Below are 17,751 nucleotides of genomic sequence, written 5' to 3'. Positions count from 1 at the left end.
TATCTCGAAGCGAGATCGTCACAGATATTGCCGTGCAGTCAGGCGGAAATCGATGGGTCGCATTGTGACAGAACTCCCGATATCTAGACCAAAGCCGCTGATCGTGATCGGGGCCGGCGGTCATGCGAAAGTGGTCATCGAAGCGATCCGGGCGCAGGGACTTTTCGAGCCTGTCGGCTGCACCGATCCCAATGTCGGCGGCGCCGAGGTGCTCGGCGTCAAAATCATCGGCGGCGATGATCAGTTGGACGTGATGCGCGCCGAGGGCGTGCGCCATATTTTTGTCGCTCTGGGCGAAGGCCGCCTCAGAATGAGGATCGGCGCGGCTCTCCTGCAAAAGGGTTTCGTTCTGCCGAGCGTCATACATCCCGCGGCGACGATATCGCCGTCCGCCCGGATCGGGAGAGGCGTCGTCGTCATGGCTGGAGCCGTTATCAACGCGGAAGCCAGCATAGGAGACTTCGCTATCGTCAATACTCTGGCGTCGATCGATCATGATTGCGTGCTCGGCGCGGGCGTGCATGTGGCGCCGAGGACGGCCCTCGCGGGGGGGGTCGAATTGGGCGAGGGCGTCTTTCTCGGCGTCGGCGCCGTCGTCAAGCCGAACATCAAAATCGGAGATCATGCGGTGGTCGGCGCCGGCGGCGTCGTCGTGAGAGATCTGCCGCCGGGGATCGAGGCCATCGGCGTGCCGGCAAAGCCGCGAAGCAACAAGCTGTCGAGTGAAAGGTGAGTCCGCATGTCCTATTTCACCAAACGAATTCCGATCGCCAGCCCTGTGCTGGACGGAAACGAGATGCAGTACGTGCGGGAGTGCCTAGAATCGACTTGGATTTCCTCGCATGGAAAGTTCATCGATGCGTTCGAACGTCGGTTTGCGGAGCTTTGCGGCGTCGGGCACGCGGTCGCTTGCAACAACGGAACCTCCGCCTTGCATCTGGCGCTCGTTGCGCTGGGCGTCAGCGCAGGTGACGAAATTATCGTCCCTGATTTGACTTATGTCGCCACGGCCAACTGCGTCCGGTACTGCAACGCCGATCCTGTTTTCGTCGACTGCGAGCCTCGCACCTTCAACATCGACCCCGCGGCGATCGAGGCCAAAATCACCTCTAGGACCAAGGGAATCGTCGTCGTTCATCTGTTTGGTCAGCCATGCGACATGGATGAAATTCAAAAGATCGCCGATGCGCACGGCCTCTTTGTCGTGGAGGATGCGGCGGAAGCCCATGGCGCGAAGTACAAGGGGCGGCCAGTCGGAAGCTTAGGCAAGTGCGCAACCTTCAGCTTTTTTGGAAATAAGATCATCACGACCGGCGAGGGTGGAGCGGTCGTGACGGACGACGATGAATTGGCGAGCAGACTTCGTCTGCTGAGGGGGCAAGGCATGGATCCGGCGCGGCGATATTGGTTTCCCGTGATCGGCTATAATTATCGCATGACCAACATTGCCGCCGCTATCGGCTTGGCGCAGTTGGAGCGCGTCGATCGGGCGCTCGCATTCAGAAGGCGACTTTCTGCATGGTACGACGAAGCGCTCGCAGATGTCGGCGTGATCCGTCCCTATGTCGAACCTTGGGCGGAACACTCGTTTTGGATGTACACGATCAAGATAGCGCCGGATGCGGCGCTCTCTCGTGACCAAGTGCTGGCGGCGCTCGATGCTCACGGAATAGAGACGCGACCGGTATTTTACCCCATGCATGCCCTTCCGCCATACCGGCAAGTCGGACATGATCTACGAAACTCGACCGATTGCGCGGAATCGGGCCTGAGCCTTCCCACTCATGAGAGGTTGACCCGAGCAGATATCGCTCGCATTTGCGATATCTTGTGTCGTGCATTGACGCCGGACCGCAAATTATTGCGTGCACGGCCATGATTGCGGGAATTGGAAACGTATTCGGAAAGCAGGAAAGCGCGGGAAAGTGACACAGCAGATGCCGCGATGCCGTTACATTGCTATTCGTCAATGCTCCTCGCGTTCGAGCCTCGCCGAAAGGGCCGTTTGAAAATGCATGTAAATCGAACAGTCTATGTGGATGCTCGCTGTCTGCAGCAGACCGATTATAGAAATCGAGGAATCGGCCGACACTTTCGGAGCTTGTTGAAGGCGATGCCCGCGGATTTGCGCAACGCGACAAAATTGGTCGCGCTCGTCGATCCGGCCGAGCCTATATTGTCGCTGTCGGACGTCGCGATCTTCGATGAATTGACGGACCGGTTCGTTCCCGTCGACAACGCCATTTTATTCAACGGCGCACCGCTGAATAATGGCGAGAGATGGAGAGCCACGCCGGGATCGGACGTGATACGCGTCGGCATCGTCCATGATTTCATCGCCCACGATTTCCCGGGTCTCATCCGTTCGGACTCGCTCGCTCGCTCATTGCTGCGAAACACGCTCGAGCTGCGTTCGTACGATCTTCTCCTTCCGAATTCGCAAACCTCCGAAAATCGACAGAAGGCTCTCGTTTCCGCCTCGATCGCATCGATCGTGACGGGCATCATCGTCAAAGACGAATTTTTTGCATCGGAGAGGCGTGAGGTTTCGCAATACGAATTCCCTGAGCGCTTCTTTCTTGTGGCGGCCGGCGACAATCCGCGCAAAAACGTGGAAACGGCGATCAAGGCGTTCGGGCGAGGCGCGTCGACTTTCGACGGTGTGCATCTGATCATCGTAGGGGGCTATGATTGGGCGGCGCAGGCGCGTGTGCGCTCCTCGGTTGGTCCGACAGAGGCTGTGGACTGGTCCCGGGTGCATTTCCTTCCGCATGTCAGCGACGACACCCTGGCCGAAGGGTATCGTCGCGCGGTCGCGACTATCGTCCCCTCGTTCATCGAAGGTTTTTCTATGCCGATCGTCGAAGCGATGGCGTCCGGCGGAATTGCGATCGCTTCCTCCTGTGAGGCTCACCGAGAACTCGTCGAATTTCCTCTATTCGACCCGAAATCCGCGGACGAACTCGTCGAGCTCATGACGTCGAGCTTGAGTGATTCCGCTTGGCGCGCAAAAGCCACAGCGCTTCAGATAGGCGCGGCAGACCGGTTCCGGTCGGAGACGATCGGAGATCGCGTCTGGCCGCAGATATTGTCTTTCCGTCGCAGAGGTCCTTCCTCGACCGACGTCGGCCCCCGCACGGAGGTCTCCGCTCGACGACGTGGGGACCGCCCAAATATTCTTTTCGTGACGCCGTATCCGCCGGAGGCCACGGGCGTCGGACAGCTTCATGCCGCAGGTATGCCGGCGTTCTTGGAGCGGGCGGACGTCACCGTCGCCACGCTGAAGGCTCCCCGGCGAGCCATGGGCGTGACGCATCCGAGAGTCATCCGTCCCGACGACATTATCTTCTCGGATTACGATCGTATCTTCTATGTGATCGGAAACTCGTTGTACCATACGTTTGTCCACGACATGCTTCTCGAGCGCGGGGGCGAGGCCATTCTGCACGATTCTCGGCTGTTCGAATATTACTTGAATGTGCGTGGAATCGAGCGGACCGCCAAGATGGCCGAAGCGGCGTTGGGTCGACAAGTCGGCCAGGAAGAGGTGAGCACATGGGTGAACGATCGCCGAAAGTTGCCGACGCCGATGTTGGACGAGGTCGTCGAAGCGAGCAGTCGCCTATTCGTATTTACGCCGGCGCAGCAGCAGGCCTTGCGGCAGTTTTACGGCAAGGAGGCTATTCTCCAGCCTATTCCCCTGCACGTCAGCTTCGCGGAATCTCTTTTCGCGTCCCGTCGCATGGCCGCGGCGAGGGACAATGTCGGATTCAATTCTAACGTGCTCGATATCTGCTCGTTCGGTTTGGTGGACGCGAGCAAGGGATGTTACGAAACTCTGCTGCTTTTGGATCAGCTTCGCGCTTATGGTTGCAGGGCGAAGCTGCATTTCGTGGGCGCGTGTGATCCGAATCTGGAAGCGCGGATGAAGGAGTTGTTCATCGGCCCGCTGGGGCTGATGGATTCAGTGTCCTTTCATGGAGCTGTAAAGCAGGACGTCTATACCGATTTTCTTCTGGCGGCCGACTTGGGAATTCAGCTTCGCCGCGCAGGATTCGGTCAACCGTCGGGCGCGCTCACGGAATGCATCGCCGCGGGTGTCTGGACGATCGCCAATGACGCGCTCGTCGACGCTCATCAGGCGCCACATTACGTCAGAAGCGTCTCGGATCGCCTGAGCCCGCTATCGATCGCGCTCACGATCCTCGAGCTCATGGACAAGGTGGACATCTCGATCCGGGACCATGAGGCTCGCGTGAAGGCCCAGGAGGGCCGCACTTGGCGCGACTATGTCGCCGCCGTTTTGGACGTCTAGACTGGATAGGAAAAAGATCGTGGACGCTCGGATCACCAACTATCTTCTCGAAGGCGCCGTGCTCTTCGACCTGACCGGCTTTTTCGTGGACCCGATGCGAACCGGCGTCCAGCGAACGGTCTACGAATTGCTCCGAAATTGGCCTGACCAGGGATTGACCCCGGTGATCTTCCATCCGGACGGCAGAGTCCGTGTCCTTCCTCATTACACCCTCGAAGAGATGGCGCTGTTTTTCGACAATCCGTCTGCGCAGGCCACACGAGCGGTGGAGAAAGACGGACGGGCGCATGTCAGCGCGGAGGCGGTGGAGCGCCTCGAGCGTTATGTCGCCACGCAAGGCGTGCTGTTGCCCATGAGGGACGCGTTGGAGGCCTGTCGAGCCGTGCTGGTCGCGGAGATTTTTTTCGATCATCGCGTCCCGATTTTTGTCGATTTCATCGAAAGCAATCAGTCGAAGTTCTTCCTTCTCGGCTACGATCTCCTTCCATTCCTGCGCCCCGAGTATTTTCCGGCCCTCGACTGGGCCGACGCTGGCGCATTGCTCAGCTATCTCCACATCATTCGGCGCGCCGAGAATATCGCCGGCATCTCCCATGAGACCGTGGCGGAACTGCGTCGCGCTCGCAGAAGGAAGCCTGACGACGACATTCGATTGTTTCCGCTCGGCGCGGATGCATTCGGCCGGCGGCAGTCGCGTCCGGCTCCCGCGGAGCCGACCTTCGTCATTCTCGGCAGCGTCGAACCGCGCAAGACCCCGGTCGAAACGCTGGTCGCGCTCGATCGTCTCGCATCGGAAGGCAAAGAGTTCAGGGTCCTGTTGATCGGGAGACGGAGGACGCTCGCGCCAGACCAGCAAGTGACGATGGAGCGCGTTCTGGATCGCGCGAGCTGGCTCGAGTGGCGCGAGGGGATGACCGACAGCGAGGTCCGGACTGCGATCGCCGATGCGACGGCCGGCATATGCCTGTCGGCTGTCGAGGGCTTCGGTCTCGCTCCGTTGGAATGCCTCAATATGGGAGTTCCCGTGATCGTTTCGGCGGACCTTCCCTCCTTGCGGTTCATTGGTCCGGAAGGGCAGATTCGTTTGGATTCGCGGAGCCCGGACGCGATCGGATCCGCAGTGGAGAGGCTCCTCGACCAAGCCGAGGCGGCACGCTTGCGGGATGGCGCGAGCCGATGCGCCTTGCCGATCTGGTCGACATGCGCGCGCGATATGGGCCGATGGATCGACGAGATCGCCGGCCCGACCCAAGAAGCGAGCGCCTTCTGGGCTCGCTTGAAGCGGCTGAAGTTTGCGTCCGAGGCTAAGAATGCGCCGATGGAATGGGCTTTCGCCATGCTGTTCGAGGCCGTGGTCGGACGGGAGCCGACACTGATCGATTACGATCGTATAAAGGGGATACTCGACGAACCGAATTGCGATCGCGCGACAATCGCATTGTCGATCGCCATCACGCTCGGCTCGGGGCTGCGCGCTCCATTTCCGATCATCGATGCGATCTTGCGTTCGGAAATGTCGGTGGACTTTCCCACGCTTCCCGATCGGGTCGCGCCTCCCGACGAACGCGTTCACGAATTGCTTATGTCGGTCTATTCCGCCCCCAGCGGGGACAAGTTCGCGCAGCGCCTATGTCTGGAGCTCTTCAATCGCCTTCCGGAGGAGGCGGACATGGCGCGCATCCTGCGCCCCGAGCTATCGAAGATAGAAGCGATTATGGCCGAGGTGTCGTCGGAGGCGTTCCAGTCGCTTCGCAATAAGCCTTGTGACCCGGATATTCTCTGGAGCTTCCTGCTCCAGGATATCGAGCGTGAGGATTATCTGGCGCCATTGTTCCCCATGGAGGGCAAGCAGTTGATAAGCGAAGGATACAGAAGAGTCTTGGGCAGAATTCCAGATGTCGTCGGGTTCAGAAATTGGTCCGCGGCTCTTTCGTCTCAGCGCGTCGGCGGCAAAGACATGATCCTCGAATTGTCGTCCTCCAGAGAGTATCTCGATAAAAATCCCGACATGAGACTGACTAGTCGTGCTTTGGCTCGCATCAAATTCGGGAATGGCGCCCTCTCTGATGCGCCCTTACTTGAGAAGGCTGCCGGCTCGGCGGTCTAGCCAGAGTATCGGTCGCGCAAGCTCGTCGTCGTCGCGCGCGTGACAATCGGCGATGAACCGAAATTGTCTTACGCGTAGCTGCTTCTCTACGGTGTGTCGGGTTCCGACGGTCGATGCGCTCGAGGGCTGCACCTGCCTTGATGATGAAAACGCCATTGGCATATTCAGAAATCGACGGCTTCAGGCGGCAACCGAGCGCGCCTTTCGGCGCGCCCGGCGTTTCGATCGAGATCGAAAGTTTCAGTGAGCGCCGGTTCCGGTCACACTCGTGCAGCCGTTGGTCGGGCTTGCGCCATAGGCGGCGATCGCGGTCGAGCTGGCCGAGTCGAGATAAATGCTATTGATCGCTCCGGTCCAGTTGTTTCCAGACGTCGACGGCAAGGGCCCGAAGCCGTTGACGACGATGACATCCTCGGCGTTGCCGGCCGGGGACGACAGCTTGTAATGCCACTTCAGATAGCTCACGACATCCGAGGCGCGGGTCGCGGCGGCGACGCTGTCGCGGCCGGCGCCATAGCAGCTATAGAAAAAGCCATAGGCCGTGCCGGTGAGCGGATAAGCGCCGTCGGCGGGCGCCAGCGGGAGCTTGGAGAGACCGGTGATGGCGACCGAAGTTCCGCTGCCCGGCAGATAGGTCGTGGCCGGCCAAGTCTGAGCATAGACGTTCCAGGCGTTGAAGTCCGCGGTGGTAGGCACGGTGAGAGCCGCCCAAGCCGCTTCGGCGGCCAGCGGCGACGGTGCGGCGAAGTCGGCCGGAACCGTCGTTCCTGTGGGCGTTTGGCCGGGGTGATAGACCCCCTTGAAGCGCAGATAGTCGTTCTGCACATTGGCCGCGTAAGGGCTCGTCGTGGCCGTGTTGTTGGGCGCGACGAAGTCGCCGCTCAGATAGCCGATATAGCCGTAATTCGTCGAGCTGTTGCCGATCGCCGCCGCGACAGCGTCGCTGCCGTTGGCGCCGACGGTGTTGAGGGTGCGGCCATAGGCCGTAACCTTGTTGATGAGCTGCGTGAAGCTGTTGTTGGGCAGGACGGTCGTCGAGAAGATCGACTGATAGCCGTAAGTGTTGCTCGGGTCGAGCAGCGGGCAGACGTTCTTCAGATAATTGGTGAAGATGAAGCTCGTGCCGCTGCCGTCCACACGATAGACGATGGTGATCGGCGTGCTGGCGCTGGCGTAGGCCGTGCCGCCGCCGGCGCCCGGCGTGCCGGCCGTGCTGCCGGCGCGCCAGGTGTTGGCGTCCGCGAAGCCTTCCGTGCCCGCCACGCCGGTGCTCGAGAGCGTCGGGATGGTGGCGGTGGAGTTCCAATCCGTCACGAGGCCGGAGAAGATCGCGCAAATCTGCGCGGTCGAGAGCTGGATGCGGCCGCCGTACGGAGCAGGACTGGCGGGGAGCTGCGACTTGATCGTCCAGGTGACGCCGCCGGCCACCGTCGCGCCCGTGCTCTGGGAGACCTCCGGCAGATCGACGGCGACTGCGACCGGCGCCTCGAACAGCGGCAGCTGGATCGGCTGACCATAGCTCGCCGTGGGATAGCTCGTGGAGCCAGTGGCTAACGTCGTGGGGTTGATCTGGTCCCAGTTGTAGAGGGTCGTGGTGTAGATGGCGGTGTAGGTGCCTGGGGTGCTCACGAAGTTCGCGGGTAGCGGCGAGTCGCTCGCGCCGAAGTCGATGCGCGGATAGGGATAGGTCGAGAAGCCGAGGCTCGGGAAGAGATAAGCCGGAGGGGTAGCCGGATCCAAACCGGCGCCGAGGAAGCCCTGCGCCGGATCGTTGGAGATGAAGATGCGCTGGCCCGAGCCGCTGCCGATGGCGGCGTAGAGCAGCAGGACACTCGAGGAGTTGTAGACGTAGAAATTGGAGCTGAGGTTGCGCTCGGCCAGCGAGGCGAGCGTGCTGCCGCCGCCGAAGATGCCATCGGTGGCCTGGGCCGGCTGAGCGCCGATCAGTGCGATGGTCGAAAGAGCGAGAGCGGAGCTCCCGTTACGCAGAGCTTTGCTGAAAGAAAGAGCAGACATGTGCTTCTCCTAATGGATCATTGCGTAGGGCCGCGCGAAAGGGTCGGCCTCCTCGACGGAGGCCGCCCGATCCTGTCCAAAAATGACGTTCTTGTTACAGTTGTCCGACTGGATGATGAATATAGCCGTTGCAGATACTTGGTGCGTTCGACTTCTATTCTCGTCCTTTGTCGCTATCTCGCCGCCTTACACCCTATAGACGGCCGAAATCGATCGATCGCGAAGAAAATAATTCGCGGATTTTTTCCAAAAAACATGTCACGGTTTGCGCGCCGCCTCTTTATGTTCCGCCGATCATGCGCCCCCTCGGATATCGGTAGGCCGTGAAAGGGCCGCATCTCCAGGCTTTTTCAGCCGATGGCGCGGGAGCGCGCATGCGTGATATGAGCAGAGGGCGAAGCGCGCGCCGGCTGATCGGGCGGTCGCCGCAGGCGCGAGAACGGGCCTGCGGCGCAGAAGCGTCGCCTGAAGCAAAGGGCGGATAGGGTCCTCTCGGAGGATGAGGCGCGAAAAAGCCGGACGCCCTTTCGGCGCGCCCGGCGTTTCGATCGAGATCGAAAGTTTCAGTGAGCGCCGGTTCCGGTCACACTCGTGCAGCCGTTGGTCGGGCTTGCGCCATAGGCGGCGATCGCGGTCGAGCTGGCCGAGTCGAGATAAATGCTATTGATCGCTCCGGTCCAGTTGTTTCCAGACGTCGACGGCAAGGGCCCGAAGCCGTTGACGACGATGACATCCTCGGCGTTGCCGGCCGGGGACGACAGCTTGTAATGCCACTTCAGATAGCTCACGACATCCGAGGCGCGGGTCGCGGCGGCGACGCTGTCGCGGCCGGCGCCATAGCAGCTATAGAAAAAGCCATAGGCCGTGCCGGTGAGCGGATAAGCGCCGTCGGCGGGCGCCAGCGGGAGCTTGGAGAGACCGGTGATGGCGACCGAAGTTCCGCTGCCCGGCAGATAGGTCGTGGCCGGCCAAGTCTGAGCATAGACGTTCCAGGCGTTGAAGTCCGCGGTGGTAGGCACGGTGAGAGCCGCCCAAGCCGCTTCGGCGGCCAGCGGCGACGGTGCGGCGAAGTCGGCCGGAACCGTCGTTCCTGTGGGCGTTTGGCCGGGGTGATAGACCCCCTTGAAGCGCAGATAGTCGTTCTGCACATTGGCCGCGTAAGGGCTCGTCGTGGCCGTGTTGTTGGGCGCGACGAAGTCGCCGCTCAGATAGCCGATATAGCCGTAATTCGTCGAGCTGTTGCCGATCGCCGCCGCGACAGCGTCGCTGCCGTTGGCGCCGACGGTGTTGAGGGTGCGGCCATAGGCCGTAACCTTGTTGATGAGCTGCGTGAAGCTGTTGTTGGGCAGGACGGTCGTCGAGAAGATCGACTGATAGCCGTAAGTGTTGCTCGGGTCGAGCAGCGGGCAGACGTTCTTCAGATAATTGGTGAAGATGAAGCTCGTGCCGCTGCCGTCCACACGATAGACGATGGTGATCGGCGTGCTGGCGCTGGCGTAGGCCGTGCCGCCGCCGGCGCCCGGCGTGCCGGCCGTGCTGCCGGCGCGCCAGGTGTTGGCGTCCGCGAAGCCTTCCGTGCCCGCCACGCCGGTGCTCGAGAGCGTCGGGATGGTGGCGGTGGAGTTCCAATCCGTCACGAGGCCGGAGAAGATCGCGCAAATCTGCGCGGTCGAGAGCTGGATGCGGCCGCCGTACGGAGCAGGACTGGCGGGGAGCTGCGACTTGATCGTCCAGGTGACGCCGCCGGCCACCGTCGCGCCCGTGCTCTGGGAGACCTCCGGCAGATCGACGGCGACTGCGACCGGCGCCTCGAACAGCGGCAGCTGGATCGGCTGACCATAGCTCGCCGTGGGATAGCTCGTGGAGCCAGTGGCCAACGTCGTGTGGTTGATCTGGTCCCAGTTGTAGAGGGTCGTGGTGTAGATGGCGGTGTAGGTGCCTGGGGTGCTCACGAAGTTCGCGGGTAGCGGCGAGTCGCTCGCGCCGAAGTCGATGCGCGGATAGGGATAGGTCGAGAAGCCGAGGCTCGGGAAGAGATAAGCCGGAGGGGTAGCCGGATCCAAACCGGCGCCGAGGAAGCCCTGCGCCGGATCGTTGGAGATGAAGATGCGCTGGCCCGAGCCGCTGCCGATGGCGGCGTAGAGCAGCAGGACACTCGAGGAGTTGTAGACGTAGAAATTGGAGCTGAGGTTGCGCTCGGCCAGCGAGGCGAGCGTGCTGCCGCCGCCGAAGATGCCATCGGTGGCCTGGGCCGGCTGAGCGCCGATCAGTGCGATGGTCGAAAGAGCGAGAGCGGAGCTCCCGTCGCGCAGAGCTTTTTTGAACGAAAGAGCAGACATTTTCTTCCCCTGTTGGATCGTCGCGTAAAGGCCGCGCGATGTCGGCCTCCTCTAGGGGGCGCCCGACTCCGGTTCGAAAATGACATTCTCGTTGCAATCGTCTGACGAGATGACGAATAGAGTCGGGCTATCTTGCTCCCGCTCCGCGCCACTCGTCGTCATCACGCCGCCTTATAACTATAGACAGTGAAAACCCGTCGATCGCGAAGAAAATATTTTGCGAATTTTGTCAGAAAAAGGAGTCGCGGCGCGCGCGCGGCCTCTCTATATTTCGCCGATCATTCGATCGATTGCTCTATGAGGTCTGCGAAATGGCCGAAACTCCAGGCTTTTTTCAGCCGCTGGCCCACGCGCGCGCGCGGGCGCAGCTCGCGGATTTTCGTCCCGTCGCGCCTGCCGCCGTCGCCGGACCTGTCCCGTCGACGCCGCCCGCGCAGCTCGCGCGCGCGCAAAAGCAGTATGCGCGCGGGGTCGAGCATGCGCGCGCCGATCGCTGGCGCGAGGCTTTGCGCTTTTTCGAGGAGGCCGCGCGCTGCGCGCCCGATCAGCCGAACTATCACTATGTGCATGGCGTCGCTCTGTGCCGTCATGATCGCTTCGACGAGGCGATCGGGGCCTTTCGGCTCGAATTGGAGGTGACGCCGGAACACGCGCCCTCCTTGACCGAGATCGGCACCTGCTTCGCGCGGACGGGGCGTCCCGGGCTGGGCGTTTCCTTTCTGCAGAGGGGGCTCGCGCGCATGCCCAATCTGCCGCTGGCGCAATTCAGCCTCGGCCTCGCGCTGCTGACGGAGCGTCGCGCCAAGGAGTCGATCGGCGCGTTCGACAAGGCGTTGACGCTCGACGGCGCCTATGCGGACGCCTATCGCATGCGCGGCCTCGCCCTCACCATGGAGGGCGAACATGACAAGGCCGTCGACGATCTGCAAGCGGCCGCCGCGCTGGACAGCAAGAACCATCGCGCGCTGCTCGATCTCGGCATGAGCCTCGGCGCGAATGCGCGAGAGCAGCAGGCTGCCCGCCTGTTCGAGATGGCGGCGAAAGTGGCGCCGGATATCGCGCTGCCGCAATATGTCTACGGCAATTTCCTCATCAATCACCGTTTCTTCGAGGCCGGTCTCCGATATGTCGATCGCGCCATCGAGCTCGATCCTCTGCAAGCCGAGCCCTATGTCGGCCGCGGCTTCGGCCTGCTCGGACAGGGGCGCATCGACGAGGCGGTCGCCGCCTATCGGCGGGCCGGCGAGCTCAAGCCGGAGAGCGCTCAAATCGCCGGCACGCTGCTATTCGCCCTGCAGCATTATCCGGGCGTCACCAAGCAGGACCTGCTCGATGCGCATAAGAGATGGGCGGCGCTCTACCGCCCGACGGCGCCGCGCGACAAGCTCGGCTTTTCCAATGATCCCGATCCGACGCGCAAGCCCCGTCTCGGCCTCGTCTCCGCCGACATGCACCGCCATGCGGCGGCCTTCCTGACGCTGCGCGCCTTCGAGCAGCTCGCGGCCCTCGGCTATGAGATTTTCTGCTACAAGACCGACAGGAAACGCGAGGACGACGATTTCAGCGAGCGCTTCAAGGCCGCCGGAAAATTCTGGCGCGACGTCTCCGATCTCGACGATGCGGCACTTGCCGCGCTGGTCGAGGAGCACAAAATCGACATTCTCTTCGATCTCGCAGGACACACGGCCGGCAATCGCCTCTCCGTCTTCGCGCTGCGTGCCGCGCCGATTCAATTGAGCTGGGCCGGCTATGTCGGCACCATCGGTCTCGACACCTATGACGGCGTCATCGCCGACCCGGTCGAGATTCCGCCGCAGGACGACGAATTCTACGCCGAGCCGGTGATCCGCCTGCCCGACTGCTACGTCTGCTATCATCCGCCGGCCCATGCGCCGGATGTGGCGCCGCTTCCGGCGCTCGAAAAGAGCTCGATCACTTTCGGTTGCTTCAATCGTCCGGCGAAGATCAATTCGGAGGTCGGCCGCGCCTGGGCGCGCATCATCGAGCAGCTTCCCGGCGCGCGCATCCTCATGGTCTATGGCGGTCTGAACGAGAGCGCCACGCAGAAGGCGCTCTACGATGTCCTCGAGAAGGGCGGCCTGTCGCGCGAGCATGTCGAGCTCGTCGGCGGCGCCGACCAGTCCATATTGCTCGACGCCTACGCAAACAGGGTCGACTTGGCGCTCGATCCCTTTCCCTATTCCGGCGGCGTCACGACGCTCGAAGCCATGTGGATGGGCGTTCCGACGGTCACTTTCGTCGGCGACACATTCGCCGGCCGGCATTCGGCGACGCATCTTTCGGCTGCGGGCCTCGCGGAATTCTGCACATATTCGATCGACGATTATGTGGCGCTCGCCGTCGATTGGGCGAAACGGCCTCAGGATCTCGCGGCCTTGCGCGCCGGCCTGCGCGACAAGGTCGCGGCCTCGCCGTTGAACGATCAGCTCCGCTTCGGACAGAATCTCTCGAACGAATTGTCTCGTCTCTGGACGCAATGGTGCGATCAGCGCCGCGCGCACGACGCCGCCGGCGCGGGAGCGGCCGCATGAGCGTGGTCGTGGCGAATCCGCTTTTTCGATGCAATCGAATTGTATTCGGGTGAACGATATGACGCAGCAGAACATTCCCGGCGCGCGGCATCCAGACTATATCCGCGCCATTCTCGATCGCGCCGTCAATATGATCGCGGAGGGCAGGCTGGAGAGCGCCGAGGTGCTTCTCGCGACATTGGGCGAAGAGCCGAGCACCCGCGAGGTGACGGCCCATCTGCGCGGCGTGATCGCGGCCAGACTCATGGAGAAGTCGGCGGCGCAGCTCTTCTTCAAAGCGGCTCTCGAGGCCAATCCGCGCAATGCGGAGGCGCATGCGCAGCTCGGCATGCTGTTGCTCGACGATCGGCCGGTCGCTGCGGCCGCGGCTTTCGCGGCGGCGCTCGCGCTCGAGGCGCGCAATCCCGATTGGCATGTCGCGCTCGCCTCGGCCTTCCACCGTTTGGGCTTCGTCGATCGCGCGAAGGAGAATCTCGCCGACGCGTTGGCGCTCTCGCCCGATCATGCGGAGGCTTCGACCCGCGCCGCGGCCATCGAGGCGGAGACAGGAGAGAGGCGCGAGATTGAAGATCTGTCGTCCGAGGACGAGGCGATCCTCTGCGACGCGCTCTTCGCAGAGGGAACGCGGCGCCAGAGCGATGGCGATCTCGCGCGCGCCGCAGCAATTTTCGAGCGTGTCCTGAAGCGCGCGCCGACGCATGCCTTCGCTCTCTGCAATCTCGGCGCGCTCCACCGTGTTTCGGGCGATCTGCGCCGATCCGAGGAGCTGCTCGAGCAGGCGATCACGGCAGATCCGAATCTCGTCCCCGCGCGTCTCGCGCTCGCCGAGACCTACGTCGCCGCTGGCCGGGAGCAGGAGGCGCGCGCGCAATTCGAGACCGCGATCGCGTTGGAGCCGCAGAACGCCTCCGCGCGCGCCGCCTATGCGATGGCCCTGCAAAGAACGGGCGCAGCGAAAGAATCGATCCCGCATTTTCACCACGCCATTCTCCTCGATCAGAATCGATCGGCCGAATTCTATGCGGCGCTCGGCGCGGCGCTCGAAGCCATGGGAATGCGCGATCGTGCGAAAATCGCTCTACGACACGCTGCCGCCTTGGCGCAGGCGTCATAGGTTGGCGCTCGGCGTCGGCAGACGCGCGACGACTCGGGCAGCGCCAAATTGAGAAAGCGGAATGGGCCGGCGTCCTCGCAGGCGCATGTCCGCTCGAGGCCGCTCTTGTCCTCGAGATCGCGCATCTGCTCGAAAATCGGACGAAGGCCGTGCAAAAGACGCGCGCGGGTTTTCTCTCTCATCTATGCGAGAACCGGGAGCGGCGCGAGAACGATCGACCGACGAGCGAAACGCCGCCGCTCGGCTCGCGCTCATGTGTCTTTGGGGCGGGTGTCTTGGAGACATGTGTCTTGGGGGCAAGAATCGCTGTCTTCAGGGCGAAAGTCGCTCGTGTTCGAAGCGTCCCCGTCGTCGGGGCCTCTCGCCTCTTCTGCGTTCCCATTTACGTCACCGGAAAAACCGGGGGAAATCCGGCTTCGTCGCGCCGGCATGCGTATGCCGATGTCGCGATCGAGCTGCTTCGCGCAATGGATCAGCGCCAGCTTCAATTCCGCTTGAATCGTGCGCTTCGTCACACCGAAGCGCTTTGCGAGAGCGGAGGAAGGGACTTCGTCGATGGAGACAGCGAGCAATATGTCGCGTCGCCGCTGCGGCATTTCCATCATGCTGCGTTTCAGCGCCTCGATTTCGGAACGCGCCTCGACGATGCGCTCCGGATCCGGCGCGTCGTCGACAATATCCAGGAATAATTCGGTTTCTGGCGCGCCGCCGAGCAATTCGCCTCTCCGCCGATCCGAGGCGAGCCGCGTGGCGATACGGAGAATATAGGCTTTCGGACGCTTGATCGGGCCGATCTCGACGGTCGAATGCAGCCGCAAGAACGTGTCCTGCAGCGCGTCCGCGGCCATATCCGTGGAGCCTAGTCGACGCGATAGGCGCCGCTTGAGATCTTCATATCCCGTGAGCAGCAAATTGATCAAAGTCGCGCGGCTGGTTTCGATCGTCATCGAACACGCTCCGCTTCCATCGTGGCTGCAAGCCTCGACGTCTCGAATATGCGCATGCGGATAGGTCGAGCGGATGACCCGGCAATGACAGGCGCGCGATTTTTGCCGATTTGATGGAGTTTCGTTCGCGAGAATGTGGCCACCATCGATCCGACGGTGACGCGTCCGGCTCGGGGGGCGCCTCGGTCGGACGGAAGGCGGCGTTCATTTTCGGACGCGGCGCATGAGCGACGGCTCGGAGGCGGGCGTGACGGCCGCCACGCTGCGCATCGACTCGAGCCGTGAGCGGAATTCCTCCGAGACGCCTTGCGCGTCGAAGCCGTTGCGAATGATCTGAGGCTTGACGAAAACGATGATTTCCTGCCGGCTCTTGGATTTGTCGGTGTTGCCGAACAGATCGCCGAGATAGGTGATGCGGCGGAGAATCGGGAGGCCGTCCAATGTGCTGTTATCCTGCTCGCTGATCATGCCTCCGAGCATCACCGTCTGGCCGCTCGTCACCGAAATGGTCGAATGCACGCGCCGTTGAGAGATGGTCGGCGTCAGGCTCGCGCTCGTCGCATTGGAAATCTCTTGTTCGACTTCGAGCTGAATCGTCCCATTGCCGTGGACATGTGGCCAGACTTTCAAGATCACGCCGGTGTCGCGCATCTGATAGGAATTGACGACGGTGTTGGCGTTCGTGAGGATATTCGCCGTGCCGGTCGAAATCGGGATTTCCTGGCCCACCTGGAGAAGCGCTGGTTGATTGTCCGCGACGACGAGCGAAGGCGCCGACAGAACCTTGACGCTGGTGAGCGTCGAAAGCGCATTCAAAATGAGGTGAGGTCGAGTCTCCGGACCGAGCACCAGATTGAAGCCGGGAAGGACTCGCTGGAGGACGAGGTTCGACACTGCGCTCGCGGTGGAGGAGCTGGACGTCGTGTCGGACGACGACGAGTTCGACGTCGATGTCGAGGTGGCGGACGCATTGGCTTGCGATGCATTGGCTCTGGTGGCGTTGCCGAGATAATATTGTACGCCATATTGCAGCTGGTCCGTCAGCGAGACTTCGGCGACCGTCGCCTCAATGGCCACCTGCATTTGTGGCCTGTCGAGTTCGCGCAGCGAGCGTTCGATGACACGATAGTCGTCCTGGTTGGAGTAGACGATAATCGAATTATTGCTGCTGTCGGCCGTGATGCGCACATTTTGAAAGACGCCGCGGGGCAGGCTGCCGGGCGAGGAAGCGTCGCTTTTGGTCTCCGCGTCAGCCTCCTTCTTCTCGTTAAAATTCTCGAAGGAGGCGGCGATCTGGCCGCCGCCCTGGCCGGCGCCTGCGCCGGTGGCTTGGCGCGCGTTGGAGCTGTTGGAGTTGTTGCTGTTGCCGAAAGCGCTGCCGGAGGACACGGAGTCGAGCTTGGATTGAGCCGCGCTCGCGCCTGGCGCGATCTGGCTGGTCGCGGAATCGCTCGTCGTCGACCCGGCGCCCTTGCCAACGAAAATCTCGTTGAGAATTTTGGCGATTTTGGTGGCGTTGCCATTTTCGAGACGATAGATGCGCACTGTCGTGCCCGTCATGTCCGAACGATCGAGGCGCCGCACCCATAGCGTCACGCGCTCCAGCATTCGCGGACTCTGCGTCATCGCCATAACGGCGTTCATGCGCGAGATGGGCTGGAATTTCACCACGCCGGCGCCTTGCGCGCCTTCCCCCGTCTCGAAAATCTGCTCGAGCTCGCGGACGAGCGTCGCCGGCGACGTCGATTTCAGAGGATAGACGCCGACGGATTGGTTGCGCATCCACTCGACGTCGAGGCCGGCGATCATATTCAGCACAACCTGCCGCTCGTTCGTCGGGCCTTGCACCAGAATGAAATTGCGGGCCGCATCGGCGCGGATCATGTTGGGGCGGCTCACGAAATTTTCGGCCGCCTTTACCACCGCGGCTGCGGACGTATAGCGCAGCGGGACGATGGCGACGCCAAATCCCGGCTGATCCACGCCGAATGTGACCGGGCCCGAGCCATTGGCGTCGTTGATCGGTAGGATGCGGATGACGTCATGGTCGCGCACGAGCGCCGCATTGGACATTCGCAGAGCGCTCTCCAATGCCGGCAGAACGTCCTTGCGCGCGATCGGGGCCGTCGCGAACAGCGTTATCGGCGTCGTGATGCGCGCATCGACGACGAAATTCAGTCCCAAGGCGTCGCCGAGCAGAGCCTTTGCGACAGTCTGGACATCGGCCTGATCGAAGTTGATCTCGACGCCGTCGCCGCGTTCGGTCGCGCCGGAGGCCGGCGAAGCGAATGCCGTCGGCTCGGAGGCCTTGGGCGTTCCCTGTCGAGCTGGAAAGAGCATCGGTGGATTTTGTGATTGTCG

General features: G+C 62.2%; 10 protein-coding genes. 6 read left to right on the top strand and 4 right to left on the bottom strand.

The annotated features are described in order from the left end of the window. The first annotated feature begins 52 nt into the window (after positions 1-52). From ACT53T_RS00145 to ACT53T_RS00130, 4 genes are all read left to right on the top strand, one after another. Positions 53-733 (top strand): acetyltransferase, encoded by a 681-nt coding sequence (locus ACT53T_RS00145; protein ID WP_476159364.1) that lies wholly within the window; start codon positions 53-55, stop codon positions 731-733. A gap of 6 nt (positions 734-739) precedes the next feature. Next, entirely contained in the window at positions 740-1,879 is a 1,140-nt protein-coding gene (locus tag ACT53T_RS00140; protein WP_476159363.1) for a DegT/DnrJ/EryC1/StrS family aminotransferase, read from the top strand. A gap of 234 nt (positions 1,880-2,113) precedes the next feature. Beyond that, positions 2,114-4,315 carry a glycosyltransferase gene (locus tag ACT53T_RS00135; protein ID WP_476159383.1) on the top strand — a complete coding sequence of 734 codons (2,202 nt, stop codon included), beginning with the start codon at positions 2,114-2,116 and terminating at the stop codon, positions 4,313-4,315. Beyond that, entirely contained in the window at positions 4,290-6,422 is a 2,133-nt protein-coding gene (locus ACT53T_RS00130) for a glycosyltransferase (RefSeq protein ID WP_476159361.1), read from the top strand. The genes ACT53T_RS00135 and ACT53T_RS00130 overlap by 26 nt, the downstream gene beginning before the upstream one ends. Positions 6,423-6,662: 240 nt before the next feature. Here the strand turns inward: ACT53T_RS00130 and ACT53T_RS00125 are convergent, their stop codons facing one another. Then, positions 6,663-8,438, bottom strand: a complete 1,776-nt coding sequence (locus ACT53T_RS00125; protein ID WP_476159359.1) for a substrate-binding domain-containing protein — start codon at positions 8,436-8,438, stop codon at positions 6,663-6,665. 563 nt (positions 8,439-9,001) lie between these two features. Next, positions 9,002-10,777 (bottom strand): substrate-binding domain-containing protein, encoded by a 1,776-nt coding sequence (locus ACT53T_RS00120; protein WP_476159358.1) that lies wholly within the window; start codon positions 10,775-10,777, stop codon positions 9,002-9,004. 311 nt (positions 10,778-11,088) lie between these two features. Between ACT53T_RS00120 and ACT53T_RS00115 the strand changes: the two genes are divergently transcribed. Both ACT53T_RS00115 and ACT53T_RS00110 read left to right on the top strand, forming a co-directional pair. Next, on the top strand, positions 11,089-13,329 hold the full coding sequence (locus tag ACT53T_RS00115; RefSeq protein ID WP_476159357.1) for a tetratricopeptide repeat protein: 2,241 nt from the start codon (positions 11,089-11,091) through the stop codon (positions 13,327-13,329). Between the two features lie 58 nt (positions 13,330-13,387). After that, the gene (locus ACT53T_RS00110) at positions 13,388-14,443 is read left to right on the top strand and encodes a tetratricopeptide repeat protein (RefSeq protein WP_476159382.1); all 1,056 of its coding nucleotides are present in this window, start codon (positions 13,388-13,390) and stop codon (positions 14,441-14,443) included. A 251-nt stretch (positions 14,444-14,694) separates the two neighbouring features. Here ACT53T_RS00110 and ACT53T_RS00105 read toward each other — a convergent pair whose 3' ends face one another. Both ACT53T_RS00105 and gspD read right to left on the bottom strand, forming a co-directional pair. After that, complete coding sequence (locus ACT53T_RS00105; protein WP_476159356.1) at positions 14,695-15,390, bottom strand: RNA polymerase sigma factor; 696 nt, start codon at positions 15,388-15,390, stop codon at positions 14,695-14,697. A 204-nt stretch (positions 15,391-15,594) separates the two neighbouring features. Beyond that, positions 15,595-17,730: a type II secretion system secretin GspD gene (gspD, locus tag ACT53T_RS00100; RefSeq protein ID WP_476159354.1), complete on the bottom strand. Its 2,136-nt coding sequence runs from the start codon at positions 17,728-17,730 to the stop codon at positions 15,595-15,597. Between the last annotated feature and the right edge of the window lie 21 nt (positions 17,731-17,751).

Source organism: Methylosinus sp. DMC45 (genome assembly GCF_056313885.1).
The sequence above is the reverse complement of the archived record's forward strand: the minus strand, read 5'-3'. Positions and strand labels throughout refer to the sequence as shown.